The organism is Halomonas sp. PA16-9, assembly GCF_009728585.1.
Lineage (GTDB): Bacteria > Pseudomonadota > Gammaproteobacteria > Pseudomonadales > Halomonadaceae > Vreelandella > Vreelandella titanicae.
The window spans coordinates 3,111,681-3,137,020 of the sequence record NZ_CP040451.1 but is presented as its reverse complement, the minus strand read 5'-3'; the positions used below and the strand labels follow the sequence as shown (position 1 = coordinate 3,137,020).

21 protein-coding genes, 5 pseudogenes and 1 riboswitch are annotated in these 25,340 nt (G+C 55.6%); of the genes and pseudogenes, 12 read left to right on the top strand and 14 right to left on the bottom strand.

Translation table 11 applies throughout. The annotated features are described in order from the left end of the window. Window positions 1–52: 52 nt before the first annotated feature. From malE to FDY98_RS14645, 4 genes are all read right to left on the bottom strand, one after another. Window positions 53–1,240, bottom strand: coding sequence for a maltose/maltodextrin ABC transporter substrate-binding protein MalE (gene malE, locus FDY98_RS14655; protein WP_027957648.1), 1,188 nt, complete (start codon window positions 1,238–1,240; stop codon window positions 53–55). A gap of 246 nt (window positions 1,241–1,486) precedes the next feature. Then, window positions 1,487–1,687, bottom strand: a complete 201-nt coding sequence (locus FDY98_RS28185) for a potassium transporter TrkG (RefSeq protein WP_340146893.1) — start codon at window positions 1,685–1,687, stop codon at window positions 1,487–1,489. A gap of 17 nt (window positions 1,688–1,704) precedes the next feature. Further along, entirely contained in the window at window positions 1,705–2,856 is a 1,152-nt protein-coding gene (locus FDY98_RS14650; RefSeq protein ID WP_340146568.1) for a TrkH family potassium uptake protein, read from the bottom strand. Beyond that, window positions 2,853–3,506, bottom strand: coding sequence for a potassium channel family protein (locus FDY98_RS14645; protein ID WP_027957646.1), 654 nt, complete (start codon window positions 3,504–3,506; stop codon window positions 2,853–2,855). Before FDY98_RS14645 ends, FDY98_RS14650 begins: the two co-directional genes overlap by 4 nt. A gap of 184 nt (window positions 3,507–3,690) precedes the next feature. Here FDY98_RS14645 and FDY98_RS14640 point away from each other — a divergent pair, with 184 nt between their 5' ends. The 5 genes and pseudogenes from FDY98_RS14640 (at window position 3,691) to FDY98_RS14620 (ending at window position 9,057) form a co-directional block, all read left to right on the top strand. Next, entirely contained in the window at window positions 3,691–4,032 is a 342-nt protein-coding gene (locus FDY98_RS14640; protein WP_155705938.1) for a hypothetical protein, read from the top strand. A gap of 304 nt (window positions 4,033–4,336) precedes the next feature. Next, window positions 4,337–5,841, top strand: a pseudogene (zwf, locus tag FDY98_RS14635) (glucose-6-phosphate dehydrogenase). Window position 5,842: 1 nt separating this feature from the next. Then, window positions 5,843–6,507 (top strand): annotated as a pseudogene (pgl, locus tag FDY98_RS14630) (6-phosphogluconolactonase). A 45-nt stretch (window positions 6,508–6,552) separates the two neighbouring features. Continuing rightward, window positions 6,553–7,214, top strand: a pseudogene (locus FDY98_RS14625) (bifunctional 4-hydroxy-2-oxoglutarate aldolase/2-dehydro-3-deoxy-phosphogluconate aldolase). 247 nt (window positions 7,215–7,461) lie between these two features. After that, window positions 7,462–9,057, top strand: coding sequence for a solute:sodium symporter family transporter (locus FDY98_RS14620; protein ID WP_027957643.1), 1,596 nt, complete (start codon window positions 7,462–7,464; stop codon window positions 9,055–9,057). Between the two features lie 95 nt (window positions 9,058–9,152). Here FDY98_RS14620 and FDY98_RS14615 read toward each other — a convergent pair whose 3' ends face one another. The 9 genes and pseudogenes from FDY98_RS14615 to edd form a co-directional block, all read right to left on the bottom strand. Then, window positions 9,153–10,049 carry an SMP-30/gluconolactonase/LRE family protein gene (locus FDY98_RS14615; RefSeq protein ID WP_027957642.1) on the bottom strand — a complete coding sequence of 299 codons (897 nt, stop codon included), beginning with the start codon at window positions 10,047–10,049 and terminating at the stop codon, window positions 9,153–9,155. Between the two features lie 15 nt (window positions 10,050–10,064). Further along, window positions 10,065–10,667, bottom strand: a pseudogene (locus tag FDY98_RS14610) (2-dehydro-3-deoxy-6-phosphogalactonate aldolase). A gap of 22 nt (window positions 10,668–10,689) precedes the next feature. After that, window positions 10,690–11,685, bottom strand: a complete 996-nt coding sequence (locus FDY98_RS14605) for a 2-dehydro-3-deoxygalactonokinase (protein ID WP_155705936.1) — start codon at window positions 11,683–11,685, stop codon at window positions 10,690–10,692. 3 nt (window positions 11,686–11,688) lie between these two features. Further along, complete coding sequence (gene dgoD, locus FDY98_RS14600) at window positions 11,689–12,837, bottom strand: galactonate dehydratase (protein WP_027957639.1); 1,149 nt, start codon at window positions 12,835–12,837, stop codon at window positions 11,689–11,691. 43 nt (window positions 12,838–12,880) lie between these two features. Next, window positions 12,881–13,600: a FadR/GntR family transcriptional regulator gene (locus FDY98_RS14595; RefSeq protein WP_027957638.1), complete on the bottom strand. Its 720-nt coding sequence runs from the start codon at window positions 13,598–13,600 to the stop codon at window positions 12,881–12,883. Window positions 13,601–13,772: 172 nt separating this feature from the next. Continuing rightward, window positions 13,773–14,723, bottom strand: coding sequence for a carbohydrate kinase family protein (locus FDY98_RS14590; RefSeq protein ID WP_027957637.1), 951 nt, complete (start codon window positions 14,721–14,723; stop codon window positions 13,773–13,775). 37 nt (window positions 14,724–14,760) lie between these two features. Beyond that, a complete protein-coding gene (locus tag FDY98_RS14585) occupies window positions 14,761–15,630 on the bottom strand; it encodes an aldo/keto reductase (protein ID WP_027957636.1) in 870 nt (289 codons plus the stop codon). A 35-nt stretch (window positions 15,631–15,665) separates the two neighbouring features. Beyond that, entirely contained in the window at window positions 15,666–16,631 is a 966-nt protein-coding gene (glk, locus tag FDY98_RS14580; protein WP_035537635.1) for a glucokinase, read from the bottom strand. After that, window positions 16,631–18,519 (bottom strand): annotated as a pseudogene (edd, locus tag FDY98_RS14575) (phosphogluconate dehydratase). Before edd ends, glk begins: the two are co-directional and overlap by 1 nt. 281 nt (window positions 18,520–18,800) lie before the next feature. Here edd and cobT point away from each other — a divergent pair. From cobT to FDY98_RS14540, 7 genes are read left to right on the top strand one after another with little or no spacing between them, the layout of a single operon-like run. Then, window positions 18,801–19,850: a nicotinate-nucleotide--dimethylbenzimidazole phosphoribosyltransferase gene (gene cobT / locus FDY98_RS14570; RefSeq protein WP_027957633.1), complete on the top strand. Its 1,050-nt coding sequence runs from the start codon at window positions 18,801–18,803 to the stop codon at window positions 19,848–19,850. Next, the gene (gene cbiB, locus FDY98_RS14565) at window positions 19,847–20,851 is read left to right on the top strand and encodes an adenosylcobinamide-phosphate synthase CbiB (RefSeq protein WP_035537639.1); all 1,005 of its coding nucleotides are present in this window, start codon (window positions 19,847–19,849) and stop codon (window positions 20,849–20,851) included. The genes cobT and cbiB overlap by 4 nt, the downstream gene beginning before the upstream one ends. Then, window positions 20,848–22,008, top strand: coding sequence for a threonine-phosphate decarboxylase CobD (cobD, locus tag FDY98_RS14560; protein WP_027965453.1), 1,161 nt, complete (start codon window positions 20,848–20,850; stop codon window positions 22,006–22,008). The genes cbiB and cobD overlap by 4 nt, the downstream gene beginning before the upstream one ends. Next, complete coding sequence (locus FDY98_RS14555) at window positions 22,005–22,574, top strand: bifunctional adenosylcobinamide kinase/adenosylcobinamide-phosphate guanylyltransferase (RefSeq protein ID WP_027957630.1); 570 nt, start codon at window positions 22,005–22,007, stop codon at window positions 22,572–22,574. The genes cobD and FDY98_RS14555 overlap by 4 nt, the downstream gene beginning before the upstream one ends. Continuing rightward, entirely contained in the window at window positions 22,571–23,341 is a 771-nt protein-coding gene (gene cobS, locus FDY98_RS14550; RefSeq protein WP_027957629.1) for an adenosylcobinamide-GDP ribazoletransferase, read from the top strand. Before FDY98_RS14555 ends, cobS begins: the two co-directional genes overlap by 4 nt. Further along, complete coding sequence (locus FDY98_RS14545) at window positions 23,278–23,931, top strand: histidine phosphatase family protein (RefSeq protein ID WP_027957628.1); 654 nt, start codon at window positions 23,278–23,280, stop codon at window positions 23,929–23,931. The genes cobS and FDY98_RS14545 overlap by 64 nt, the downstream gene beginning before the upstream one ends. Then, window positions 23,883–24,308, top strand: a complete 426-nt coding sequence (locus FDY98_RS14540; protein WP_027957627.1) for a bifunctional adenosylcobinamide kinase/adenosylcobinamide-phosphate guanylyltransferase — start codon at window positions 23,883–23,885, stop codon at window positions 24,306–24,308. Before FDY98_RS14545 ends, FDY98_RS14540 begins: the two co-directional genes overlap by 49 nt. A gap of 4 nt (window positions 24,309–24,312) precedes the next feature. On the opposite strand, the gene FDY98_RS14535 is transcribed toward FDY98_RS14540, so the two are convergent. Continuing rightward, entirely contained in the window at window positions 24,313–24,930 is a 618-nt protein-coding gene (locus FDY98_RS14535; RefSeq protein ID WP_027957626.1) for a hypothetical protein, read from the bottom strand. Between the two features lie 74 nt (window positions 24,931–25,004). After that, a riboswitch (cobalamin riboswitch) is annotated at window positions 25,005–25,226 on the top strand. The last annotated feature ends 114 nt before the right edge of the window (window positions 25,227–25,340 follow it).

The following is a 25,340-nucleotide window of genomic DNA, read 5'->3' as shown; positions in this document are numbered from 1 at the left end:
CCGGCCTTGCCAGCGGTGTGCCATGGCCGGGCAGTGAAGGAAAGGCGAGTGGCTACTGACGCATACGCCGCGCGGCGGCATCCAACGCTTCTTGGGGTGATTGACGCCCGCTGCCGATGTTTTGCAGCGCGGGCTCCATGGCTGCCCAGAAGGCGCCCATTTCGGGAATGTTCGGCATCGGCATACCGACTTCGGCGTTCTTGAGGGTGGCCGCGATGTTGGGGTTATTGGCCAGTTCCGCCTGATAGTCGATGTGGGCCACGGCCCCCAGCGACCCATCGCTGTTGAAGGTGCGCATACCCTCTTCGCTAAGCAGGTAGTTTTCCAGGAACTCGACGGCCAGAAAGTCATTGGGTGAGGCCGAGTTGATCATTGCCGTCATAACGCCAAACATGGGCTTGGCACGTTCATCGCCCACCTTGGGCAGCAAGGCGACGCCGTAATCAATGCCGCTGCGCTCAAGGTTTGGCCAGGCCCAGGGGCCGCTGATCATGGTTGCTACTTCGCCCTTGTTAAAGCGGTTATCCATGATGCTATAGTCGGTTCCCCGCGGTATCACGTCGCTTTCGATCAGCTCGACTAGCAGCTCTGCACCTTGCACGGCGCCTTCGTTGTTAACGCCAATATCGGTAACGTCGTAGCCTGCGTCAGTTCGTTTAAACGGGTAGCCCCCGTTAGCGGCTAGCAGCGTCCAACCGTAGTAGGGTTCGCTGTAGTCGAACAGGATGGCTTTTTTACCCTCTTGGGAAAGCGTCTCGTCCAGCTGCATTAACTCGGCAAAGCTATCCGGCGGGGTGTCCACCAGGGCTTTGTTATAAATGAGACCGAGTGATTCCACTGAAATGGGGTAGCCATAGGTTTCGCCATTCCACAGGGCAGCTTCCCAAGAGAAGTCATAAAAAGACTCACGGAAGCTGTCACTAGGCGCTATCTGTTTTAATAGGCCGCTTTGTGCCCACTCGCCAATCCGGTCGTGGGCCCAAATCACGATATCCGGCCCTTGGCCACTGCCTGCCGCCTGTTGAAAACGATCGGTCAGGTTGTCCGGGAAGACTACCTCAACCGCTATCCCCGTCTCTTCAAGAAACTGATCGGCCAGCAGCTGAATGCCTTGCTGGCCCTTGTTGTCGCCCATCCAGATGGTTAAGCGGTCATCTTCGAACGCGAAGGCTGGCAAAGTTGCTCCTGCAAGCAGGGTGGCGGTGATTAAAGGCGTAAATCTGGGCCGATGTCTTGCCATCATTTAAAAAGCCTCAATTTTTGTTATAAAGGATGGTGGCGTTGCCACCTGAACAGGCTTAGCCTCGCCAATTCAGTCGGCAGCCACCTCATCCTTAAGGGGCGTAGTGATGGCGTATATCAGGGGCGTAGAAACATTAAATAGAAGTAGGGGGCTAAAAACCTGTTACAGGCTCTACCAAATGCGCTTTTGAGGGCTTGAGCGTTCCCTCGCTCAAGCTAAATGCAAAACATACGCCATGCATAATTAGCCAACTGGAAATTCAGTTGTCGCATATTTGACATGCGATTTGTGACGTACAGTCAGCGTATAACCTAGCGTTAGGGGGCCAAGGCGGCCAATAAGCATTACGGCCATGATAATTAGCTGGCCCGCGGTACCCAGCTCACTTGTAGTGCCACGCGATAATCCTACGGTGCCAAAAGCAGAGACAACCTCGAACGCTATATCTAAGAAGTCGTCTTTTACAAAATCGTCAGCATAAAAACAGCTATGAAAATGGTTGCCATACCGATAGTCGCGGTAGCTAAAGCTTTTAGTAATGTTTCTCGACTTAGTGAGCGACCAAAGAAGCTTACGTTTAAATTTCCTTGGAGAAAAGATTTTGTCGCCGTGATTAAAATGAAAAAAGTAGAAATCTTAATGCCGCTAGCGGTTGAGTTCGGTGCGCCGCCAATAAACATAAGTAGAAGCATTAGAACACTAGTGCCTGCTGTTAGAGCACCAATCTCGAGCGTGTTGAATCCAGCCGTTCTAGGAGTGACACCTTGAAACCATGCGGCCAGTAGCTTGCTCCAAAAGCCTTCTAGCATGCCTAGCGTGTTGGGGTTGTTAAATTCCAAAATCAAAACCGCCGCGGTAGCGAACAAGTTGAGAAATAAAGTGGTGGTTAAGATAATTTTTACGTATACCGAAAGCCGAGGCCATGAACGCTTTTCCAATAATTCCATAATGACGATATAGCCAAGTCCTCCAGTAACAAAAAGTGCTGTGACAGATAGCGTGATGCCGGGATGAGAAACGTAATTTGATAAGCTATCTGGAGATAGCGCAAAGCCCGCATTATTAAATGCGGAAATGGTATAAAAAAGCGCATTATATAGCCCGTCACCCCAGCCGAGTTCGGGAATAAAAAAGTAGCTAAGTACAATAATTCCAATGGCTTCGCTGGCAATGGCAAATAGCGCAATAGAACTTCCCGCTTTTCTGGCCGTTTGAAGGGATACTTCATTAAAGGCTTCTTGTGCCACCAGCTGCTGCTTTAGGCGTAACTTAAAGCCAAGCGCTAGAGCAGTCAGTACTGCAAAAGTCATCAACCCTAGTCCGCCTAATTGAATCAGGCATAGGATGACGAGCTGACCGAAGGTCGTGTACTGACTGCCTGTATCGACAACCACAAGGCCCGTTACCGTCACGGCGGAGGTGGCAGTAAATGCGGCCTCCATCCAAGAAACCGGAGTGACGGTGGCAAATGGCAGTTTTAGTAAGCATGTTCCAATGAAAATTAATATGAGAAAAGACTCAAGCAATAGCCAAGGGGGCTTAATGCTACGTTTACGCTTTGGCCCTTTGACGATCGTTTGGTGAGGCGTCTGGTCTTGTAAGCTTGCTTTCATAAGTTTTTAACGAGTTTTCTTAATTCATCAAGCCAGCCGCCAAGTACTAAGCGATCACCTCTGCGTATTTCCCAATCGAGGCCAGGGTGTGCATGCACTTCTGTATTTCTTTTGACCACTAAAGCCGCTACATCAACATCTTCGATGATTTTTCCAATGGTTTTTCCAATTAAGTCCTCTGTTGTATGGAATTCTACGACAACATAATCCTTCCCCAGGTTTAAGTAATCATGAACCATTGGGTAATTCAATTCCTGAGAGATTCGTACACCCATTTCATATTCAGGTGCAATAATACGTGTTGCACCAAGCCGTTCAAGGACTCTGTGGTGTTGATTTGTCAGTGCTTTCGTCCATACCTTTGTCACACCTAATTCTTGCAGCTGAAGGGTTGCCAACATCGCTGCCTCTACGTTTCTGCCTATCGCTACCACCGCTGCGTCATAATTGCCCGCATTTAGCTCTATAAGCGCGTTTTCATCTGTTACGTCAGCAATGACTGCGTGAGTGATCTCATCTGCTAATCGATTGACACGCAGCTCATCAGCGTCGATCCCCAAAACCTCATGACCAAGCTGAGTTAGCTCACGGGCAATAGTCGCGCCGAATATGCCCAGACCAATGACGATAAATTGCTGTTTTTCAATCATGATAAAGCGTGGCTCCACAGCTTTGAATTACGTAAATTTATATGCTGTAGCTCTATTGCACAATAGCTATTTAATCCTACGTTAGCAGACGTAAAAATTGCGTAAAAATTGCTTCAATTGAGTCGCATGTCCCTGCATATGGTTAAATTATAAATAAATACTCTTTTAATGGGGCAATAAGACTGTGGGGTTATTTCAAACAAATCCCAATTCGTATTTTCGTATTTTCGTGTTACTCACTTGGCTATGGGGTCTGGCAGTATATAATTATCAGGCGGAAAATCCTGTTATATCCATATTTCCGTATCTTATACCAGTCATTTTGATTGCATGGGGGCATGGTGTTAAGTGGGGATTCGTAGTTGCAGCTTTGGCAACATTGTCTGCTATGTGTGCAGATTATGCGGAAATTTACACTCAAACCGAGCTGATCTATTCTGGTATTGCCACCTATGCGAAATTAACAGGCGCCGCTATTGGTTTCTCTTTGGCAAAAATAATTCATAAAAACATAAACCCAATGTGATGCCTCTACCTTTGGCATCAGCCCAAGCTGATGCTTTATGCACTGCCTGATGAATTAAAGCATACTTCATTATTGGCTCATCTAGCTCGCCTCCTCCTTAGTGGGCGTAGCAGTGGCGTATATCAAGGGCGTAGAGTGAGAGAGGAAATTCATTCACCAATCACAGCCGTAAACGCATCGAAAGAGAAGCGGTAGATGCTATTTTGTAGTAAAATTACACGAATTATTGCGTACAATACCCGTATTACGGTAAATTTTAGGTAATCTAACTACATTAGATGCCTAATTATAAACAGGAGTGACGATGAGCCAGTCCACTGCTTCCCAAGGTGCACCGCTGGGCGATCCGAATCACGCTATTGATTTAGCGCTGTTTGGGCGCTGGGTGATCTTGCCATGCGCAAGCTATTTCCTGCCTTATACCATCTTGATCGCGAAGGCTTGATGCCTGAAAGCACGCGCATTATGGGGCTGGCTCGCCATGAGCACGACGCTGCATCGTTCCGGAAAATGGTTAACGATGCGTTGCAGAAACGGCTGAAAAGCAGCGAGCAGGATAAGCAGAGCCTCGAGCGTTTTCTCGCCCGCCTAGATTATTTGAAACTCGATTTTTCCAGCGTTGAAGGTTACGACGCCATTCGCCAGTGGCGAAAGGGCTCACCGCGCCCAATGGTGGTCTATCTTTCCGTTGGAGCACCTATTTATGGCGATATCTGTCGTCATCTGCAGGCTAGTAAAAGCCTGGACGATGAGTCCCGCGTGGTGGTTGAGAAACCCATCGGTTACGACCTGCACTCCTCGGTTGAAATTAACGACGCTATCGGTGAAGTGTTCCCCGAGTCGCGGATTTACCGCATCGACCACTATTTGGGCAAAGAGACCGTACAGAACCTGATTGCCCTGCGTTTTGCCAACCCGCTGTTTGGCACCCAGTGGAACCAGAACAATATCTCACATGTGGAAATTACCGTTGCCGAAAAGGTCGGTATCGAAGGGCGCTGGGGCTATTTCGATGAGGCGGGTCAGCTACGCGATATGGTGCAAAACCACCTGCTGCAGCTGCTGTGCTTAATCGCCATGGATCCGCCCTCTAACCTGGATGCCGATGCCATTCGCGATGAAAAGGTCAAGGTGCTTAAAGCACTTAAACCGTTTGTGGGCGAGGCGCTTGGTCGCGATGTAGTACGAGGTCAATATATCGCGGGCACCAGCGATGGCCAGTCGGTGCCGGGTTACCTAGAAGAAGAGGGCGCCAACACCCAGAGCCAGACCGAAACCTTTGTGGCCATGAAAACCGAAGTGGCTAACTGGCGCTGGGCAGGCGTGCCGTTCTACCTGCGCACCGGTAAACGGATGCCGGAGAAGCTCTCGCAGATCGTCATTCACTTCCGTCAGCAGCCCCACTATATCTTCGACCCGGATCAGCGCGGCATCGCCTCTAATAAGTTGATTATTCGCCTGCAGCCGGAGGAGGGTATTGCCCTGCAAGTATTGACCAAAGATAGCGGTTTGGATAAAGGCATGCGCCTGCGCCCGGGTCCGCTGCATTTGGACTTCAACAGCGCATTTCCCAAATCGCGGATACCCGATGCTTACGAACGCCTGCTGCTCGAAGTCATGAAAGGCCAGCAGTACCTGTTCGTGCGTCGCGATGAAATTGAACACGCCTGGCGTTGGTGCGACCAGCTCATCGGTGGCTGGAAAAAACGCGACATGCCCCCGCGTCGTTATCCCGCAGGCTCTTGGGGGCCAGTCGCCTCCATCGCCATGATTACCCAGGATGGCCGCAGCTGGTACGAGGATTATTAATATGAGTCAAGCACGCCAACAGTTGGCCGAGCAGCTTGCCGAAGCCGTGTTTCAGGGTCTGCAAGACGATTTAAACCACCAGGAGCGTGTCTTGCTGGTGGTTTCTGGTGGCTCTACGCCAGTGCCTTTTTTAAGGCGCTGGCGGCCAAATCCCTGCCCTGGGAGCGGGTAGATGTAACGCTGGCCGATGAGCGTTGGGTAGACGAGCAGAGCAGCGATAGCAACGCCAAGCTGGTGCGTGAGCATCTGCTCCAGGGCGAGGCATCGGCGGCCACTTTTATACCGTTAACTTGCAGCGCGGCTACACCTGAAGAGGGCGTCGATGAAGTTGCCAAGCAAGCAGAAACGCTAGCGTGGCCTGCCAGCGTGGTGATTCTAGGCATGGGTGGTGATGGTCATACGGCGTCACTGTTTCCCGACAGCCCTGAATTGACCCTGGCACTTGCCACGGAGGAGCTGTTAGTGGCGGTCAGAACGCCTAGTCAGCCGCAACCCCGGATTACTTTTTCGGCCGATCGCCTGCATCAGGCGCGGCGGCATATCCTGCATATTACCGGCGATGATAAACGCGCCGTATTGGCCAAGGCACTAAGTGGCGACGATGTTCGTCAACTGCCTATTCGTGCCTTTTTAACCTGCCCACTGGCCATTTATTGGGCGCCTTGAGCGCTAACTGCCTTAGCCAATAATAAGTTGCTTGGAGACTCACTAATGACTATCGACAAACAGTTACCTTCTACACGCACTGCAGAGCTGGATAGCATCTGCTTGAAAGCCGAGGTGATTCCGGTCATCACTATCGAGCGTTTGGAAGATGCGGTACCGCTAGGCCGCGCCCTGGTAGAGGGTGGCTTAACCGTATTGGAAATTACCCTGCGCACTGACTGCGCGCTTGAAGCAGTGAAGCGTATGCGTGAAGCGTTGCCCGGTGCCAGCATTGGCGTGGGCACGGTACTGACGCCCGCCCAGTACCGCCAGGCCGAGCAGGTTGGCGCTGACTTTGTAGTAACACCAGGCGCAACGGAAGCCCTCTATCGTTACGGCGTTGAAAGCCCGTGCCCATGCTGCCGGGGGTCTCGACAGTTTCTGAACTAATGACCGGCTGGCAGTACGGCTACCGTCGGTTCAAGTTCTTCCCGGCGGAATCCAGCGGTGGAGCCAAAGCCATCAAAGCGTTTGGCGCGCCGATTCCTGAAGCGCGCTTCTGTCCCACCGGCGGTATCACCGTCGACAACGCCGATGATTATCTATCGCTGCCCAATGTGATGTGCGTAGGTGGCTCCTGGCTAACACCCAAAGCAATGGTGGAGGCGGAAGATTGGGATGGCATCCGTGAGCTGGCCCGCCAGTCCGCGGAGCGCTTTCATCACTAAATAGGCATCCACTAGCAATCCGTCGCGGGCCGTATAAATGCATACCCTAGTTATGGTTTTAACCATTGCTAGGTTTTTTTATAGTGAAGTTTTGTCATTCGCGTATCGTAACCGCCTGCGTACGACCAAAAGATATAACGGGCTATATTCAGCTCAATTAAAATGACGGCAAGATTTGTCTGACATTTCGCTATTCGCGCATACATAAACGTGCGTGCCACTTACAATGATGATGAGGTGAGTCAAAATGCACGCGTTGACCTTGGCGTCCTTCCTGTTTTTTACAGGGCTTGTCGCCTTTATCACTTGGCGGATCACCCGCCGAGATGATCACTCAAGCACCAGCGGCTACTTTCTTGCCGGACGTACGCTAACCTTCCCGCTGATTGCCGGCTCTCTATTGATGACCAACCTCTCCACCGAGCAAATGGTGGGGCTCAATGGGGCAGCCTTTTCTGATGGTTTAAGCGTAATGGCCTGGGAAGTGGTCGCGGTTATCGCCCTAGTGGCGTTGGCGCTATTCTTCCTTCCGCGGTTTTTGAAAAGTGGTATTGCCACGCTGCCGCAGCTTCTCGAAATTCGTTTCGATAAAACGACTCAGCTAATCACCAATATCATCTTCTTGATTGCTTACGCGGTGATTCTGCTACCGATCATTCTCTATTCAGGTGCCATCGGTCTGCAGGGAATGCTCGACCTACAGGGATTAACTGGCATTGAGTCGTCTACGACGCTGCTTTGGCTAACGGTGTGGATCGTCGGCATTATCGGTTCCGTGTATGCCCTGTTTGGTGGCCTGCGCACGGTTGCAGTTTCCGACACGCTCAACGGCGTCGGGCTGTTGATCGGCGGTTTCGTGATCGTCTATTTCGGCCTGCAGGCCGTGAGTGACGGCAGCGGCATCATGGAGGGTTGGAGCATCCTTAAAGAGGCTGACCCGGATAAGCTTAATTCGATTGGCGGTGCTGAACAGCAGGTGCCGTTCTTTACCCTGTTTACCGGCGTTTTCCTGATTAACCTGTTCTACTGGAGCACCAACCAGCAGATTATTCAGCGTACCTTTGCAGCCAAAAACCTTGCCGAAGGTCAGAAGGGCGTGCTGCTGACCGGTCTCTTCAAGCTGCTGGGACCGCTCTACCTAGTACTGCCCGGCATCATTGCTTATCACCTTTATGCCGATCAGGGCGTGCGTGCCGATGAAGCCTACGGTCATTTGGTTTTTAACGTACTGCCGCCGTACCTCACCGGGTTTTTCGCTGCGGTGATGGTCGGTGCGATCCTGTCGTCGTTTAACTCAGCGCTTAACAGCACTACCACGATTTTCAGCCTGGGCATCTATAAAGGTGTGCTGAATAAAGAGGCCACGGAAGAGCAGGTGGTTAAGTCGGGTAAAGTGTTTGGCTGGATCATGGCCATTCTCACCATGATCATTGCGCCACTGCTGGCAGGTCAGGAGAGCCTGTTTGGCTACCTGCAGAAGATGAACGCGATTTACTTTATTCCGATTCTTGCCGTGGTGCTGGTCGGGCTGCTAACCAAACGTGTTCCGCCAATGGCGGCCAAAATCGCCCTGATCGGCGGCTGCTTATTGATCGCCGCCGGTTACTTTGTGCCACCGTTTACATTGCTGCCGCAGATCATGCACGAGTTCCACTTCGTGGCGCTGGTCTTTGTATTACTGGTGGCGGTGATGCTGATTATCGGCAAGGTGCGCCCAAGGGAAACCGACTGGATTCAGGAGCACAGCGGCGATGTGGATCTAACACCCTGGAAAGGCGCGGTACCCGCCGGTATCGTTTTGGTCGTGTTAGTGATCGTTATGTATATCAGCTTTGCTGGCTGATCGCTCACCTTGTAGGTAATAGGTGAAGCCGTAACAGAAAGGCCCCGCTAGTATCCGCTAGTGGGGCCTTTTGCTGGGAGAGGTTTGTGGGTGAGTTATACCAAGCGTAGCGGCGGTTCGGCTAGGCCTTTAATGCCGGTTTCGACCACATAGAGCGAGCCTGCGGTGGGCTCTTGGGCCAGCTGCTCAGCACTGAATCCCTCTTGCGCCGTGGTGATATACAGCGTTTTCATATCAGGGCCTGCAAACGCCGGGCAGGAGGGTTGGCTGACCGGCAGCTCGACGCGGCCTATTATTTCACCGTTAGGATCCAGACGAACGACCTGCCCAGCCCCCCACAGCGCTAGCCATAGGCAGCCTTCGCTATCCATCACCGCCCCATCCGGATTACCTTGGCTGGAGAAAAAGTCCGCCCAAGGCTGTGGCTCGCCTTGCGGCCAGCCGTCGCTATCCAGCGCCCAGCGCATCACCACACCCGTCACGGTATCGGTAAACCACGCAAACTCACCATCTGCGGAGAAGCAAATGGCATTGGGAATCGTTAGGCCTGAACGCAGCCGCGAGAGCTCGCCGCGATGCAGGCGGTAAAGGCTTCCAGCGTTTCTTTCAGCGCTTTTCCCCATGCTGGAGAGCCACAGGCTGCCGTGGCGATCAATGCGTGCGTCATTGCTGCGGGTGATAGGATTATCGGCCTCGAAATCACACAGTTTTTCGATACTGCCACTGCTTGGTTCAAAGCGGCTTAAGCGGTCTTCGCCGACTAACAGCAGGCCACCTTCTTCAAGGGGAGCTGCCAGTGACACCCGATGGTCAAGCTGATAGTGGCCGCTTTCCCCGGTGGCGGGGGATAGCCAGTGCAGCTGTTTTTCAAGAATGTCGCACCAATAAAGGCGCTGATTTTTGGCGTCCCACTGCGGGCCTTCACCCAGGGTGCAGCGGCAATCGACCGCTAACTCGGCCTGCCACGTTGAAACACTCATATCGGTATTCATTATTGTTGGTTCTCCTTATTGTTCTCCTGCTAACCAGGCATCGACAAGGGCTTGAGCCTGTTTCCCCACCTGAGAGGCGCTTTGGCCAGGTTTGTATAATGCGCTGCCCAGACCTGCACCATCGACACCCGCTGCGCGCCATTCGGCGAAGTTATCGACTCCAGCGCCGCCGACGGCATACAAAAGCGTGCCTGCCGGTAGCACGGCGCGTACTGCTTTCATTCCTTCTAAGCCTACCTGCACGCGGGGAAGAGTTTAAGCCCGGTAGCACCTGCATCCAGCGCATCGAATGCTTCTGAAGGCGTCACAATGCCCGGCCAGCTGGCCATGCCGAGCTTATGCGTTTCTTCAATCACCGCTGGCCGACAGTTGGGAGAAACGATTAAGCGCCCACCAGCAGCGTGAACTTCACGCACCTGAGCTGGGGTGAGCACCGTGCCTGCTCCAATGACCGCGCGCTCGCCAAATGCGTCGACCAAGCGGCGAATGCTCCAGCGGGTTGGGTGAGTTAAGCGGCACCTCAATCTGGGTGATACCCGCGGCCAGCACCGCTTCCGCGATATCCACGGCCTCATCAGGCGTTACACCGCGTAAAATTCCAATCAGTGGCAGTGACATAGCCAATTTCTCCAAGCTTAATTTATTTTAACGCGTGATGGGCAAGGCGCAGGCCCGCTAAGACGGCGGTGTCGCCATTCACATGTGTCTGATAGCCGATCGCATTGAGTGCCAACGTATAGCGCTGACTAAGCGCTTGGTTGCCAATCAGCATGATGGGCTTATCGAGGGGGCACTCACGACAGGCGCCAGCAAGCTCAAGGCCAATGGCGAGTCCAGAGAGCCTGGCCGCAAGAACGGCCCCGCGCGTGTCGCCAGCAGGTAGCCGGCCATCGAGTAAATCTTGCGCGCGCAGGCCGAACAGGCGGCTACTAAAGGTTTCGGGGGCTTGATGAATCTCGCTGACGGCCGAAATAAAAGTCTCACGGCAAGCTGCATCGTTAAGATCATCCTTAGCCGCTGAAGGTGATAAAACGGAATGCTTCAGCACCGACTGGTTGGCTAGCAGTTGGTAAAGCTCGCCGGTCAGGTAGGTCGAAAACCCGCTCACCGCGCCCGCTTCCAGGGTTGCCCATTTGGCGTGAGTGCCGGGCAGGCAGGCGAGGCCAGTAAAATCTGGCGAATCAGCGACGAGTCCTGCCAACTGTGTCTCTTCACCGCGCATCACATCAAAGTGAGTCGCGGTACCGCGGGTTTGGCTTAGACCAGGCAGCAGGTACACACCTAGCCGGTCACCCGTAAGCGTTGGCGTTACTGCGCCTTGGCTAAGCTGGTCAAGCCGCGTGGGTACCGGCAAATAGGCGGCTTCCATCCAGCCCTGGCGAGCGCCTGCCATGCCGCACACCATCACCTTAGTCGTGCCGGTGGCGGGTAGCCAGTCGCCCACCAGTCGCAGCAGCTCGGCTTCGTACTCGTCGGCCTTTAGCGACAGCATGCCCTTGTCACTACTGGCTTGGGCAATCACTTGATCGTGTTGATCCAGCCCCCAGGCACGCAGGTTGCTGGAGCCCCAGTCAACCGCAATCCAGGTTAATTGATCTGCAATGTCAGGTGTTTCACTCATCTCGGTTGATCCCATGGCTTACCACTCCGCAATAGAGCCATCTTCATGAGTCCAGACCGGGTTGCGCCAGCGGTGGCCCACTTTCGCGCGCTCCTCAACGAACTCCTCGTTGATCTCGACACCAAGGCCTGGGCCTTGGGGAATGGCGCAGAATCCATCTTCAATGGCGAGGGCGGATTTATCGACCAGGTAATCGAGGACGTCGTTGCCCTGGTTGTAGTGAATGCCCATGCTCTGTTCTTGGATAAAGGCGTTGTGGCTGACTGCATCCAGCTGTAGCGACGCGGCCAGGGTTAATGGGCCGAGCGGGCAGTGGGGCGCTAAGGCGACGTCATAAGCGGAGGCCAGGGCGGCGATTTTGAGGCCTTCACTGATGCCGCCGCAGTGGGAAATATCCGGCTGAATAATGTCGATCATGCCGTCGGCCAGCAAATCGCGGAACTGGAAGCGGGTATGCAGCCGCTCGCCAGTTGCCAATGGGTAGCCCAAACCACCGGCGATATCTTTCAAGCAGGGCAGATGTTCGGGGGCGACCGGCTCTTCCACAAACATCGGGTGAAAGGGCTCCAGCTCGCGCAGCAGAGCTTTGGCCATGGGGCGGTGCACGCGGCCATGAAAGTCGATGCCGATGCCTACATCTGGCCCAACGGCGTTGCGGGCTTCTGCCACCCGGGCAACGGCTTCATCGACCTTGCGGTGTGAGTCGACGATTTGCATTTCGGGGGTGCCGTTCATTTTAAAAGCCGTGAAGCCTTTTTCGACCAGCGCTTTGGCACCAGCGCCTACGTCGCTTGGGCGGTCGCCACCCGTCCAGGCATACATGCGCATTTTGTCGCGCACGGCACCGCCTAACAACTGATGAACGGGCACACCCAGGTCGCGGCCTTTAAGATCCCACAGCGCCTGGTCAATACCGGCAATTGCACTCATCAGAATAGGGCCACCGCGATAAAAACCGGCGCGATACATGATGTTCCAAAGATGCTCGATGCGGTGCGGGTCTTGGCCGATCAAGTAGTCGGAAAGCTCGTGTACGGCGGCTTCAACGGTTGCCGCGCGGCCTTCAATTACCGGTTCACCCCAGCCGTAGCAGCCTTCATCGGTTTCGATCTTGAGAAACAGCCAGCGCGGGGGGACTTGCCAGGTCTTGAGTTTGGTAATTTTCATGTTCAGTCATCCTTCTGAATAGATAGTATTCATTGAGTAATTGTTAGCTGACGATGCCAAGGTCGATGGCCGTGCGGCGCAGCACTTCTCTCGCGGCGGTTTCTGCGGCGCTGGCATCGTGGCTGCGGATAGCGTCAAGTACCTGGCGGTGGCGCGCGAGACTGTCGTCCAGGGTGTCCGTGCGGTGTTGCGAGCGATGTATCAGCGCCATGATCGAAGGGCGCAATAAATGGCCCATTTGCCGCCAGACTAAATTGTGGCTGGCCCGGTAGGTGGCGTCGTGAAAGGCGACATCGTACTCGGCATGCTCAGCACGCGCTTCAACACTGCCTGCGCTGCTCTCCATGCCTGCATAGGCGCTCTCCAGGCGCTCTATGTCTTCAGCCTGGGCTGCCTGGGCAGCGAGTCCTGCGACCACCGGTTCAGCAGAAAAACGAAAGGCGTAAATGGCCCTTACCAACTGTGGGTCAAGGTTGACCAGCCCGGTCATCCATTCGCTCATTAGTGGGTCGAGTAGATGCCAATCGCCCATCTCGCGAACCAGCGTGCCACGGCCCGCGGTGCGCTCTAATAAACCCGCAGCGGTGAGGCTGGTGAGTGCGTTACGCACTTGGTTTCGGCTAATGGCAAAGTGTTTGCCGATATCCAGCTCACGGGGGAAAACATCACCTGGCTGCCAGTGGCCTGCCAGCAGGGCCTGGGCGAGTAAACGCGCTAACTGTTCAGCGCCACCCTGGTGGGGCGGTAGAGCGTCCAGCGTCATCGGTCATCTCTTGTTCTTTATTGGATGACCCCTAGTCTAGTAAATGTCTGACATTTCCACAAGCGAGCCGCTTTAGACATAAGTACGAATTAGATTGGCGACCCTAAGAAGCATAAAAAAAGCGCGCCTGTGTGGGGCGCGCCATTTGTTAATGGGTTATAGCTCTACTTAGTTAGCCAATAATATCCGCTCGCGTTGGCAGCGCTGCGTAAGCGCCTGGCCGGGTGACCGCATGGGCGCCACAGCGGCAGGCGGTATTTACAGCACTGAGTAGAAAATCCGTATCGCTCTGCCAGTGTTCATTGATGCCATGGGCCGAGAGCTCCGCCAACAGCCCGCCAATAAAGGCGTCCCCTCCGGCGGTGGTGTCGACCGCTTCCACTCTGGGTGGCGCAATGCGCTGGTCGATGCCGACGCCTTTGATTACGACATCATTGGGGCCGTCAGTAATCAAAATAACTTTTACCCCTGCCGCAAGCCGCTCTGAAAGCCACGATTCTGCAGGATGATCGGCGCGCAAGTAGTCGAGCTCTTCCTGGGAGAGCTTGAGCAGCTCAGCGCCGTCTAGCAGTTGCGTGACTAAGCTGGCATCCGCTTCGCCGCCGGGCCACAGGTTGTGGCGTAGGTTGGCATCTACACTAACCAGGCAGCCTGCGCGCTTGGCCATGGTGGCCATCGCCAGGGTAACGTCGGCGATCTCTGGGTCGGTTAGGCTGTTACTGCACAAGTGCAGAATGGCAGGGTTCTCGAATACGCCATGGGGTAAATGCTCAAGGCGATAAAGCAGGTCAGCAGCGGGCGGGCGATAGAAATCAAAAGTGCGTTCGCCCACGTCATCCCGGGAAACGAACGCCAGCGCCGTGCGGGCTTCTTGGGTAAATACCACGCCGCTGGTGTCTACACCGTGGCTTTTGAGTTCACGCACCAAAAAATGCCCGAATGTATCGTCGCCCACCATGCCTAAAAATTGGCTAGGAACGCCCAAGCGGGCGCAGGCGACCGCCACGTTAGCGGGAGCACCACCGGCGTAGGGTGTAAAAGTCTCTTGGGCATCTGTAGCCGCCCCTAAACGGCTGGAGAGCATATCAACCAGCGCTTCCCCAAACGCGATAACTGGCGTCATTATTGGCTCCTTAGTGTAATTGTTTGCAAAGACGGGTTTATGCCACGCAGTGGCCGCGGGTGGCTTCCAACAATTCATACCATACTTCTCGGGGTAGCGTGGCAGGGCCCTTTAGCATGTCGCTGATTCGGTCAGGTTTAACGCTGCCAATCACCGGTACTGGCGAGTTAGGAAGACGACGCAGCCATGCCAGCGCTAAAGCGCTGGGGGAGCTATCAAGCTCTGTCGCCCACTTAGCCAAACATTCGCCAACGGCGCCTTGCATCAGCTGCCCGCCTGCCAGCGGCGACCACGCCATGGGGGCGTGGTCATCGGCACATAGTTCATCAAAGCTGCCGTCAAACAGCGGCGTTGTGTGGGCAATCGAGAGCTCGATCTGGTTGGCGGATAAGCGGTGATGCATGGCACCCTGCAAGCGCCGCCACTGGCTGGGCAGATGGTTGGAAACTCCTGCAGCGCCAATTTTGCCGGCTTCAATGGCGTCGTCCAGCGCGCGGCCGGTCGCTTCTGCGTTCATCAGCAGATCGGGGCGATGAATTAGGAAGTGATCAAGGCGTTCGACATTCAAACGCACAAGTGAGGCATCAATGGCGCTATTAAGATAAGCAGGGCTGGCGTTGTAGTGCTTTACCTTACCCGAACCGGGGGCGGGGTTGTCGTTAGCGATGCTCGCTTTAGTGACGACATTAACCCGCTGAGCCAGGGCAGGGCGCGCCCGTAGTGCGGCGCCAAAAAGCGTCTCCCCTTGGCCGCTGCCGTAAATGTCCGCATGGTCAAACCAGTTCAGGCCCTGTTCCAGGCGCGCTTCGATCCATTCTGCTAATCGCTCGGGTTCGTGCATGGCGGGTGTTTCGTGCAGACGCATCATGCCGAGTAAGAACGGCACATCAAAGGTGGCGGCGGGCATAGCAGGTTCCATATTGATGTTGTTAGAAGTTGTGATCAGAAAACCTCTTCGTTATGCAGTGCTTCGGCGGCACCTAACAGGCCCGTCCAGGGCGCAGTTACTACCCACACGGGGATGTCAGCGTTATAAGCGCCCATACGGCCTTTATTGACAAAGGCGGCGCGCAGCTCGCTTTTTGGCAGCCACTCAAGCAAGCGCGGGAGAATACCGCCGCATAGATAAACCCCACCCCTTGCGCCCATGGTTAAGGTGGCGTCGCCGCACACATCGCCAAGAATTTTTAGAAAGCGTAGCAGGGCAGTAGTGGCGAGGCTATCGCCTTCATTGGCCGCTGTGGTCACCTCAGCTGGGCTAGTTAAGTGCGGCTCAACTCCCTCAAGGGTGCAGTAGGCTTGATAAAGCTCCAATAAACCCTGGCCGCATAAGATGCGTTCTACGCTCACCCGTTTGTGGCGCTGCAGAAATACATCCAGCAGTGCCCGCTCGGTACTGTCCGTGGGGGCAAAGGTGACGTGACCGCCTTCGGTGGGCAGCGGAATCCAGGCGTGTTGCCCAGGAAAGACCCCGGCAACGCCCAGTCCGGTGCCTGGGCCGATGATTAAGCGTGTGGAGTGCGCCTGGGTTTGCCCCGGCTGAACTTCGACCAAATCACTGGCTGCCACATGGGGAACGCCCAGCGCCTGGGCGGTAAAATCGTTGATGACCTTGAATAGCGATAGATTCAACTGTTGCTGAACGTCGCTTTTCAAAAAATCCCAGTGGTTATTGGTCATTTTGACCCGTTCAGCGTGAACGGGGCAGGCGAAGGCTAAACACGCCTCTTGAGGCGAGTTTTCACCGGTGGCGCCTACGCGTCCCAGATAATCCTGCACCGCTTCCACGACGCCAGGGTAGTCGGCGCAGGGTAGGTTCAAGATGTCGTGCGGGGTTACTTCACCGGGAGAGACCAGCGCCAAGCGTGCGTTGGTTCCCCCGATATCGCCGATGAGTGCCGGTCGCATCAGGCATCCTCTTCTGAGATTTGCCCCTGTTGACGGGCGATATCGTCGGCTTCAAACCCGCCAAACACGCCAGCGCCTTCTTCGCCACGCATGGCCAGATGGCGGAAGCCCCCAAACAGCTCGCGACCCAAGCCCACGTGGTAGTGATCCAGGTTGCCAATGGCCAGTTCCCGTTTAGCCCAGGTGGCGGGGTCGACTTTGGCTTCGAGCGTACCGGCGTTGGCATCCAAACGTACAATATCGCCATCACGCAGTTTGGCCAGCGGGCCGCCGTCCAGGGCTTCGGGGCTCATGTGAATGGAGGCGGGTACTTTGCCTGATGCACCCGACATGCGGCCATCGGTGACCAGTGCCACTTTAAAGCCACGATCCTGCAGCACGCCCAGGAAGGGGGTTAGCTTATGCAGCTCGGGCATGCCGTTGGCTTTGGGTCCCTGGAAGCGAACCACCACAATCACGTCGCGATCCAAGTCGCCGGATTCGAAGGAGGCTTTCATTTCGTTTTGATCTTCGAAGATCTTCACCGGCGCTTCTACCACGCGATGCTCTTCCGTCACTGCGGAGACTTTGATCACACCGCGACCCAGATTGCCTTTCATGACCGTCAAGCCACCCGTCGGCGCGAACGGTGTCGCTACCGGGCTGAGCACGTCTTCATCAAGGCTTTTTCGGGGCCTTCGTGCCAAACGATTTTGCCATCTTCAAGGAACGGCTCTTGGGTGTAGGCGGTTAGGTCGGTGCCGAATACGGTGGGAATATCGCCGTGAATCAAGCCCGCGCCCAGCAGTTCGCGGAACAGATAGCTCATGCCACCTGCCGCTTGGAAGTGATTGATATCGGCTTGGCCGTTGGGATACACCCTCATCAGGCTGGGGGTGACCGCTGAAAGGTCGGTGAAGTCGTCCCAGTTCAGGGTAATGCCCGCAGCGGCGGCCATGGCGATCAGGTGCATCGTGTGGTTGGTTGAACCACCGGAAGCCAGCAAGCCCACCACGGCGTTAACAATCGCACGCTCATCAATCTGCTTGTAGAACGGACGGTAGTCGCCACCGGGTTCGGTGTTGCGGATCGCCTGCTCGGTGGCATAGCGCGTCAATGCTTCACGCATTTCGGTGCCAGGGTTTACAAAAGAAGTGCCGGGCAGGTGTAGCCCCATCATCTCCATCATTAGCTGGTTGGAGTTGGCGGTGCCGTAGAACGTACAGGTGCCGGGGCTGTGGTAAGAGTCAGACTCGGCTTCGAGTAGCTCAGCGCGGCCGACCTTGCCCTCGGCATAGAGCTGGCGAATGCGCGCCTTCTCTTTATTGGGTAAGCCGCTGGGCATGGGGCCCGCGGGTACAAACATGGCGGGCAGGTGACCAAAGCGCGCCGCGCCAATAAACAGGCCCGGTACGATCTTGTCGCACACGCCCAGATACAGCGCGGCATCAAACATATTATGCGAGAGACCTACGGCGGTGGCCATGGCAATCACATCCCGGGAAAACAGCGATAGCTCCATGCCCGGCTGGCCCTGGGTGACACCGTCACACATGGCCGGAACGCCACCGGCAAACTGGGCGGTAGAACCCATGGCACTGGCGGCTGCTTTAATCGTTTCAGGAAACGTCTCAAACGGCTGGTGCGCCGAGAGCATATCGTTGTAGGACGAGATAATGCCCAGGTTGGCGCTATTCATTAGCTTGAGTTCGTTTTTATCACGCGGGTTACAGGCCGCGAAACCGTGAGCCAGGTTGCCGCAGCTTAGCTCAGCACGGTGCACGCCACGTTTGTGCTGGTCAGCCATGCGCCGCTCGTAGAGGGCGCGACGCTCAGCAGAACGCTCACGAATGCGCTGGGTAACCTCAGCAACGGTGGGGTTTAACGTAGCAGGTGTTGAGCTCGGCATAGGGACCTCTGCATGATAGAGACGGTGAGTGAAGCTTGTAGTTATTTTACATTTTTTGGCGTCGAAATAAGAGACTTTACGGCAATAAAAACCACATTTGTAGTTTTATTACTCGAATGTGAGGTGGCAAATATGCCACGCCAAATATCTAAATAAAGCCTTAACATACTGACAGGGTGGAAGACCCGCTAATGAAATAGCAAGTATAGCACTCAGGCTTTTGCTACCATTTTGCGCTTTGCCTTTGAATGTTTGATGACCCCTAGTGGGCTGGAGCCTGCATGCACGCCATTGTTGACCACATTCAGTCAGTTGATCTCAATGCCGGTGAAGAAACGCGTCGTTACTTGGATACGTTGACCAAGCCGCCAGGTAGTTTGGGTGCCTTGGAAGAACTGGCTATTCAACTGAGCGCTATCACCGGTGAACTCAAGCCCAGCGTGGCGCCGCCTGCGGTGGTTGTGTTTGCCGCCGATCACGGGGTTGCTGATGAGGGGGTGTCAGCTTTCCCCCAAGCAGTGACCGCCCAGATGGTGGTCAACTTTGCCAACGGAGGGGCGGCGATTAATGTCTTCGCCCGTCAGATAGGCGCGCTGGTCGAGATTGTGGATGTGGGCGTCGCTTCGCCTTTAACAATGCCTGGGGTGACCTCCGCCAAGGTGCGCCATGGCACCGCCAATATGGTGTTAGAAGACGCGATGCAATGTGATCAAGCCATAGCCGCGATTGATGTGGGTATTGCGGCCGTTAAGCGAGCAAAAAGGGCAGGTGCAAAGTGCATTATGGTGGGTGAAATGGGCATCGCCAATACCACTGCCAGCAGCGCAATGCTGGCGGTACTGACGGGTCAGACCGTGGCAAGCGTGGTGGGCGCCGGAACCGGAATTGACCCTCAGCAACAGGCGCACAAAGTGGCGGTGATTGAACGCGCTATCGCTGCGCGCAGCGCTGACCCTCAGGCGCCTTTAGAGGCACTGGCCAAGCTGGGTGGCCTGGAAATAGCCGCTATGACCGGTGCTTATCTGGAAGCAGCAGCCCAGCGCTTGCCCGCTATTGTGGATGGCTTTATTGCCACCGTCGCAGCGCTAACCGCCTGCCGTCTATGCCCCGCCGTTCGTGGCTATCTGATTTTTGGTCATCGCTCCCAGGAGCCAGGCCATGATGTGGCATTAAAAGCGTTGGAGGCCAAGCCGCTGCTCGATATGGGCATGCGGCTAGGCGAAGGCAGTGGTGCTGCGCTGGCGTATCCATTGCTGCAAGCGGCGACAGCGATGGTGGCGGAAATGGCTACCTTTGCCGATGCCGGTGTTAGCGATAAGGCATCACCATGATCCCAGGCGCCACTTTTGGCGGTATTGTTCTGATCATTTTAGCGATCGTTATTGATTTAGTGGTTGGCGATCCGCGCTCACTGCCACACCCGGTGGTGTTGATCGGGCGCTTTATCAGCGCTTTTGAGCGGCTGTGGAATCGTGGCACGGCGCAGCAGCGAAGAATTAGTGGCTTTCTGCTAACCATTATTGTCGTCGGTGGCGTATGGGGTATTAGCTGGCTAACGCTGGCGCTGCTGGAACGCTTGCACCCAGGGCTAGCGCTGATCGCCGAGCTTTGGCTGCTCTCTACTACGCTTGCGATCAAAGGTCTGGGCGATGCGGCCCGCGCCGTGATCCAACCGCTTACTCAAGGCGATTTGCCTGCTGCCCGCAAGGCGCTGGGGATGATTGTCGGCCGCGATACGCACAATTTAGACGAAGCTGAGATTACTCGGGGCACGGTGGAAACCGTGGCGGAAAATACCGTTGACGGCATCACCGCGCCGCTATTTTTTGCGCTTATCGGCGGGGCGCCGCTAGCGCTGGCGTACAAGGCAGTCAATACTCTTGATTCGATGGTAGGCTACAAAAACCAGCGCTATGCCAATTTTGGCTTTGCCTCTGCCAAGCTGGACGATCTAGCTAATTGGGTACCGGCACGCTTAACCGCGCTGTGTCTATGGCTCGCAGGCTTGCTATTAAGCCTTTCAGGTGTTGTACGATTGCGCTGGCAAGGCGCACTGTGGGGCACCTTCCGCGATGCACCGCGCCACCCCAGCCCCAACGCCGGTTGGCCAGAAGCCATAGTGGCCCGTTTGCTCGGCGTGCAGCTGGGCGGCACCAATTTCTATGCAGGCGAGGCCTCACACCGTGCGACCTTGGGCGAGCCGCTTGAGCAACTGCGTGTTGCCCATATCAGCGCCACACTTCGTTTAATGCACGGCGCCTGGATACTGTTTATGTTGCTGCTTGCTGGGGTAATAGCTGGATTGATGTTTATGCTGCGAGGATCGCTATGAGTACTCCTCTATTGCCCAACGCTCCATGGCCCAGCTCCCCATGGCCCAGCCATGGCGGCCAGGCGGAGACACTGCTGGCCCATTTCGGCTTGCCCGCCGATCACCGCCTGGACGACTTTAGCGCCAACCTTAACCCCTTGGGGCCTCCGGCGTGGGTTAGCGATTGGCTGGCTAAGCAACTGGCAGGTCTTGAACGCTACCCCGCGCCGGATTATGCCGCTGCACGTCAGGCCATCGCCACCCATCACCAGCTTCAGCCCGAACAGGTATTGCTCACCAACGGTGGCGCTGAGGCCATTTTCCTCGCCGCCGCGCTGCATGCGGGTAAGCGAGCGGCGGTTATTACCCCGAGCTTTGGCGAGTATGCCCGCGCTTGTCGCGCCCATCGGCTTTCAATCAGTGAGATCGCGCTGCCCGCGCCGCACTTCATGCTGGACATAGACGCGCTAACGGCTGGGCTTAACGACATTGATGTGCTGTTTCTATGCCGCCCCAATAATCCGACCGCTACGCTTATCGATATGTCAGCAATGGAAGACCTGTTGAATTACACCGCTGCGATGGGTTGCCGCGTTGTGGTCGACGAAGCCTTTATCGATATGGTGGGTGAGACGCTGGGCGAGACGTCACAAGAGGCGTCGTTGGCACCGCTACTGGCGCGCTACCCGCATCTGATACTACTCCACTCAATGACCAAGTTTTATACCCTGCCGGGGCTTCGGTTGGGCTACCTGCTGGCGGATACGAACACGGTTCAAGCGGCACAGGATCACCAGCCACCTTGGAGTGTCAACCACCTCGCGGCTGAACTGGTGGCGCCACTATTGGCAGATGATGCCTTTGCCCGGCGCACCCAGCGGTGGTTGGCCAGCGAGCGCTCGCGCATGGCGGAGGCGCTTGCTCAACTAGGGCTGGAAGTCGTACCCAGCCAGGCGTGTTTTTTTCTTATCCGGCCCAGTGCCGCGCAGGCAATCACCAGCGATGCGTTATTTGAGCAGCTGCTGCGCCGGGGGATTTTAGTGCGTCATACCCATAATTTTGCCGGGCTCAATGGTGAATGGCTGCGGGTAGCGCTGCGCGATGCCCCTGCTAATCGACGGCTGATAAGCGTGTTGAAACATGTTTTAGAAAATGTTTTGGAAAAAGGAACTGCATGATTGTCTTCGTTAGCGGCGGGGCGCGTTCTGGCAAAAGTGATATCGCCGAGCAGCTAGCAGTTAGTGCAGCAGGCAGTTCGCCCTGTTACTACTTAGCCACCGCAGACATATACGACGACGAGATGGCTGAGCGGGTGGCGCGTCATCGTCAATCCAGGCAAGGGCAGTGGCACACCGTTCAATGGAAAACGCTAGAGGCACCGCTGCATATTGATCAATCGATTGCCAAGGTGCCTGATGGTGGCGCCGTGCTGCTGGACTGCGTAACCCTCTGGGCCAGCCAAGTCCTATACGCCAGTCAACTAAGCGAAGAAGAAGGCTTAGCGTTGCTAGCAAACGCACTGGCTGATGCCCGCGCGCGCAGCCTTTATCTAGTGATTGTCTCCAATGATATCAACGAAGCTCTGCCGCCTACGGATGCTGAAACCTGGCGCTATCTGGCGTTTCTACAGCGGGCTCACTGCTGGGTAGCGCAAGAGGCCGATTCCGTGCTCGAAGTAGTCGCAGGCTGCGCCATTAAGTGGAAGCATCAGGAGTGTAAGCATGAGAAGGAGGTAAACGTTTGAAAAATGCCTTGTTCGGTGTGTTGCTGGCGCTGCAGTTTCTGACCCGATTCCCGATTCCAATAGCCGTTCCCTGGACGCCCGACACCCGTCGCTGGGCAGTGCGGGCTTATCCATTAGTGGGGGTGATGATAGGGGGCTTGCTGGCGCTAGTAGCGCTGGGGATGCAGAACGTTCCTGCGCCGGTCACCGCGTTGACGGTGCTAAGCCTCTGGGTGGCGCTTTCGGGCGGCTTGCATCTAGACGGCGTCATGGACATCGCCGATGCCCTGGGCAGTAATCAGCCCATGGCGCGCCGCTGGAAGATCATGAAAGATCCGCAAATCGGCAGCTTTGGAATGCTGGCGCTAGTGTTTTTGCTCGCCTGGAAGGGCGTTCTGCTATGGGCGTTGCTGGCCTATCAGGCTCCCTTGTGGTGGCTGTTGATGTTACCTGCACTAGGGCGCTGGGCTGGCGTTGCATTACTGGTGCTAACGCCATGCGCCCAGCAGAAGGGCTTGGCGTGGAGCTGGCAGCAATCGCTTAGCGGTCAGGATGTGGCACTAGCGTTGGTGCCGATCATGCTGATAGCCCTGTTAGCGCCCGCGATAGTGTTGATGATGCTAACGGTTATTGTTTTCGTATTACTAATCCGCTGGCTAATGTTACGACTATTTAACGGCATTAACGGCGATATGGTCGGTGCCACCATTGAAGGAGGAGAGCTTTGGCTACTGATCTTACTGTGGAGCTGGTGGCAGTTCGCCACGGTATCACCGCTTGGAATTTAGAGCGCCGTTACCAAGGCCAGCAGGACATTCCGCTGTTGTTTCCTGATGCTGAAGCAGGGTTGCTGGCACTGCGTGACGCACTGGCGAATGAGCGGTTTGATGCTATCTATTCAAGCGATCTTAGCCGCTGCCAGCAAACCCTGGAGTGGGCTGACGTCGCCAAGGCTGGCGTGCCGCTTGTCCTTGAGCAACGCCTGCGTGAACTTGATTTTGGCGAGTACGAAGGCAAAGTTTACGATGAGCTGAAAGACTTACCCCATTACCGTGCCTGGATTGATAGCGTGGGCGAACTGCAAATTCCCGGCGGAGAATCGGCGGCCCAACTGCGTGAGCGTTTAGACGCTTGGTTGCATGATCTGGCTACGAATGGCCGCGTCGACGGCCATAAAAAGATTCTGGCCGTCACCCATGGTGGCGTGATTCGTGAGCTGCGCCGCCGCTTTGAAACGATTCATTTCTGGGACGGTACCGTGCTCCAAGCCCAAGGCAGGCGCTGGCAGCTTATTTATCAGCAAGACGACCATGGAAAAGGGGAATGGCAATGCAGCTCTTCATCGGCGGTGCCTGCGCTGGCAAACGTGACGCTGTAACCGCACGCTTTCCCACCGCAAACGGGTGGCGGCTTGATGCTGCTAAGCCCTTCAGCGATAGCCAGCAAGCGCTCGTAGCCGACATGCCGCTTGTTATCACAGGTGTGCTTGAATGGCTTAGCGTTGCGCTTGAGCGTGACGATAACGATACCCTGCGCCAGCAGTGGCAGAACGGTATGGCAGGGCTCTGCCAGCGCGCCGAAGAGCTAAATGCGCCGTTAATCATCATCGCCAACGAAGTTGGCCGTGGGATTGTGCCTATGCAGCCCGAACAGCGCCGCCTGCGCGATCTTAATGGCTGGTTTGTTCAGGATTCCACTACTCAAGCTGAGCATGTGTGGTATGTCCGGCATGGGTTGGTGATGGCGGTTAAGTAGTTAGCTAAGCTTGGCTCCGCCAGCGCTGCCAGCCAATCATCAGCAAATGCACTGGCAGGTAGACTATTACGGGCCAGAGTAGCGAGAGTAGAAACAGATAGAGCAACGGGTTGAGGCTGTCCTGGGGTTGGCCGAAGGGCCCATGCACCCAATTGATATTGCGCTCGGCCTCGGTGAGCAGGTAGCTCAACGGCACCACTATCCAGGTCAGCAGGGTCTGCCACAGTAGGGCGCGGCGCGCATAGCCCAGCTTGGCGACGCCAATGCCAGCCACCAGCGGCAGTACCACGTGGTAGAGCGACATGGCTCGCGCCATGGGGGGATGCTCCGGGTCAAACATATACTCGGTGCCGCCGATAGGATGCACGCCAGTGAGCGCAGCCGTGGCGACGTCCAGGCTCCATAAACTGCCGACCAGTGCCACCGCTAGCCATTGCATCGACATCAGAGTGCGATGCTCGCTCCACAGTGCCACCAATAGCAGAAAACTCGCCACGTTACACAGCCAAAAGAAGTTCTGCGCTCCCAGCAGCACTACGTAGCTTGGTGCCCAGACCAGGACCCACAGTGTAAAAGCCAGCTTTAACCAGCGTGGCACACCGGCTGCCGAGAAATCGATCATGGCCGTCTCCTGTTCCGTGCACTGCCTTTACTCTAGCAGCTCATCATGAATTGACCTCTCTTGGGCAAGTTGCTAGCTTACGCCCACTCTCAGGTGCTGGCGGTGGATTAAAGCCGCTAGTGAAACGGGAAGTTGGTGAACGCCTTGCGTGATTCCAACGCTGCCCCCGCAACGGTGATCGAGATAAGAACGGCTAAGACGCCACTGTGCTAACGCACGGGAAGGTGGCCGTTCGGAAAGAATGAAGACGTCTTTCGCTCGTCAGCCCGGAGACCGGCCCGAGAGTAATGGTTCAACCTGAACCGATATATGCCGAGGCGCGGTGGGTGCTCTCAGGGCGATTAACGGTGGCGCGATGCGATCATACAGCGCGACCGAGACTCCCTTGTTTGATCCTCCGTTCGGTCAAA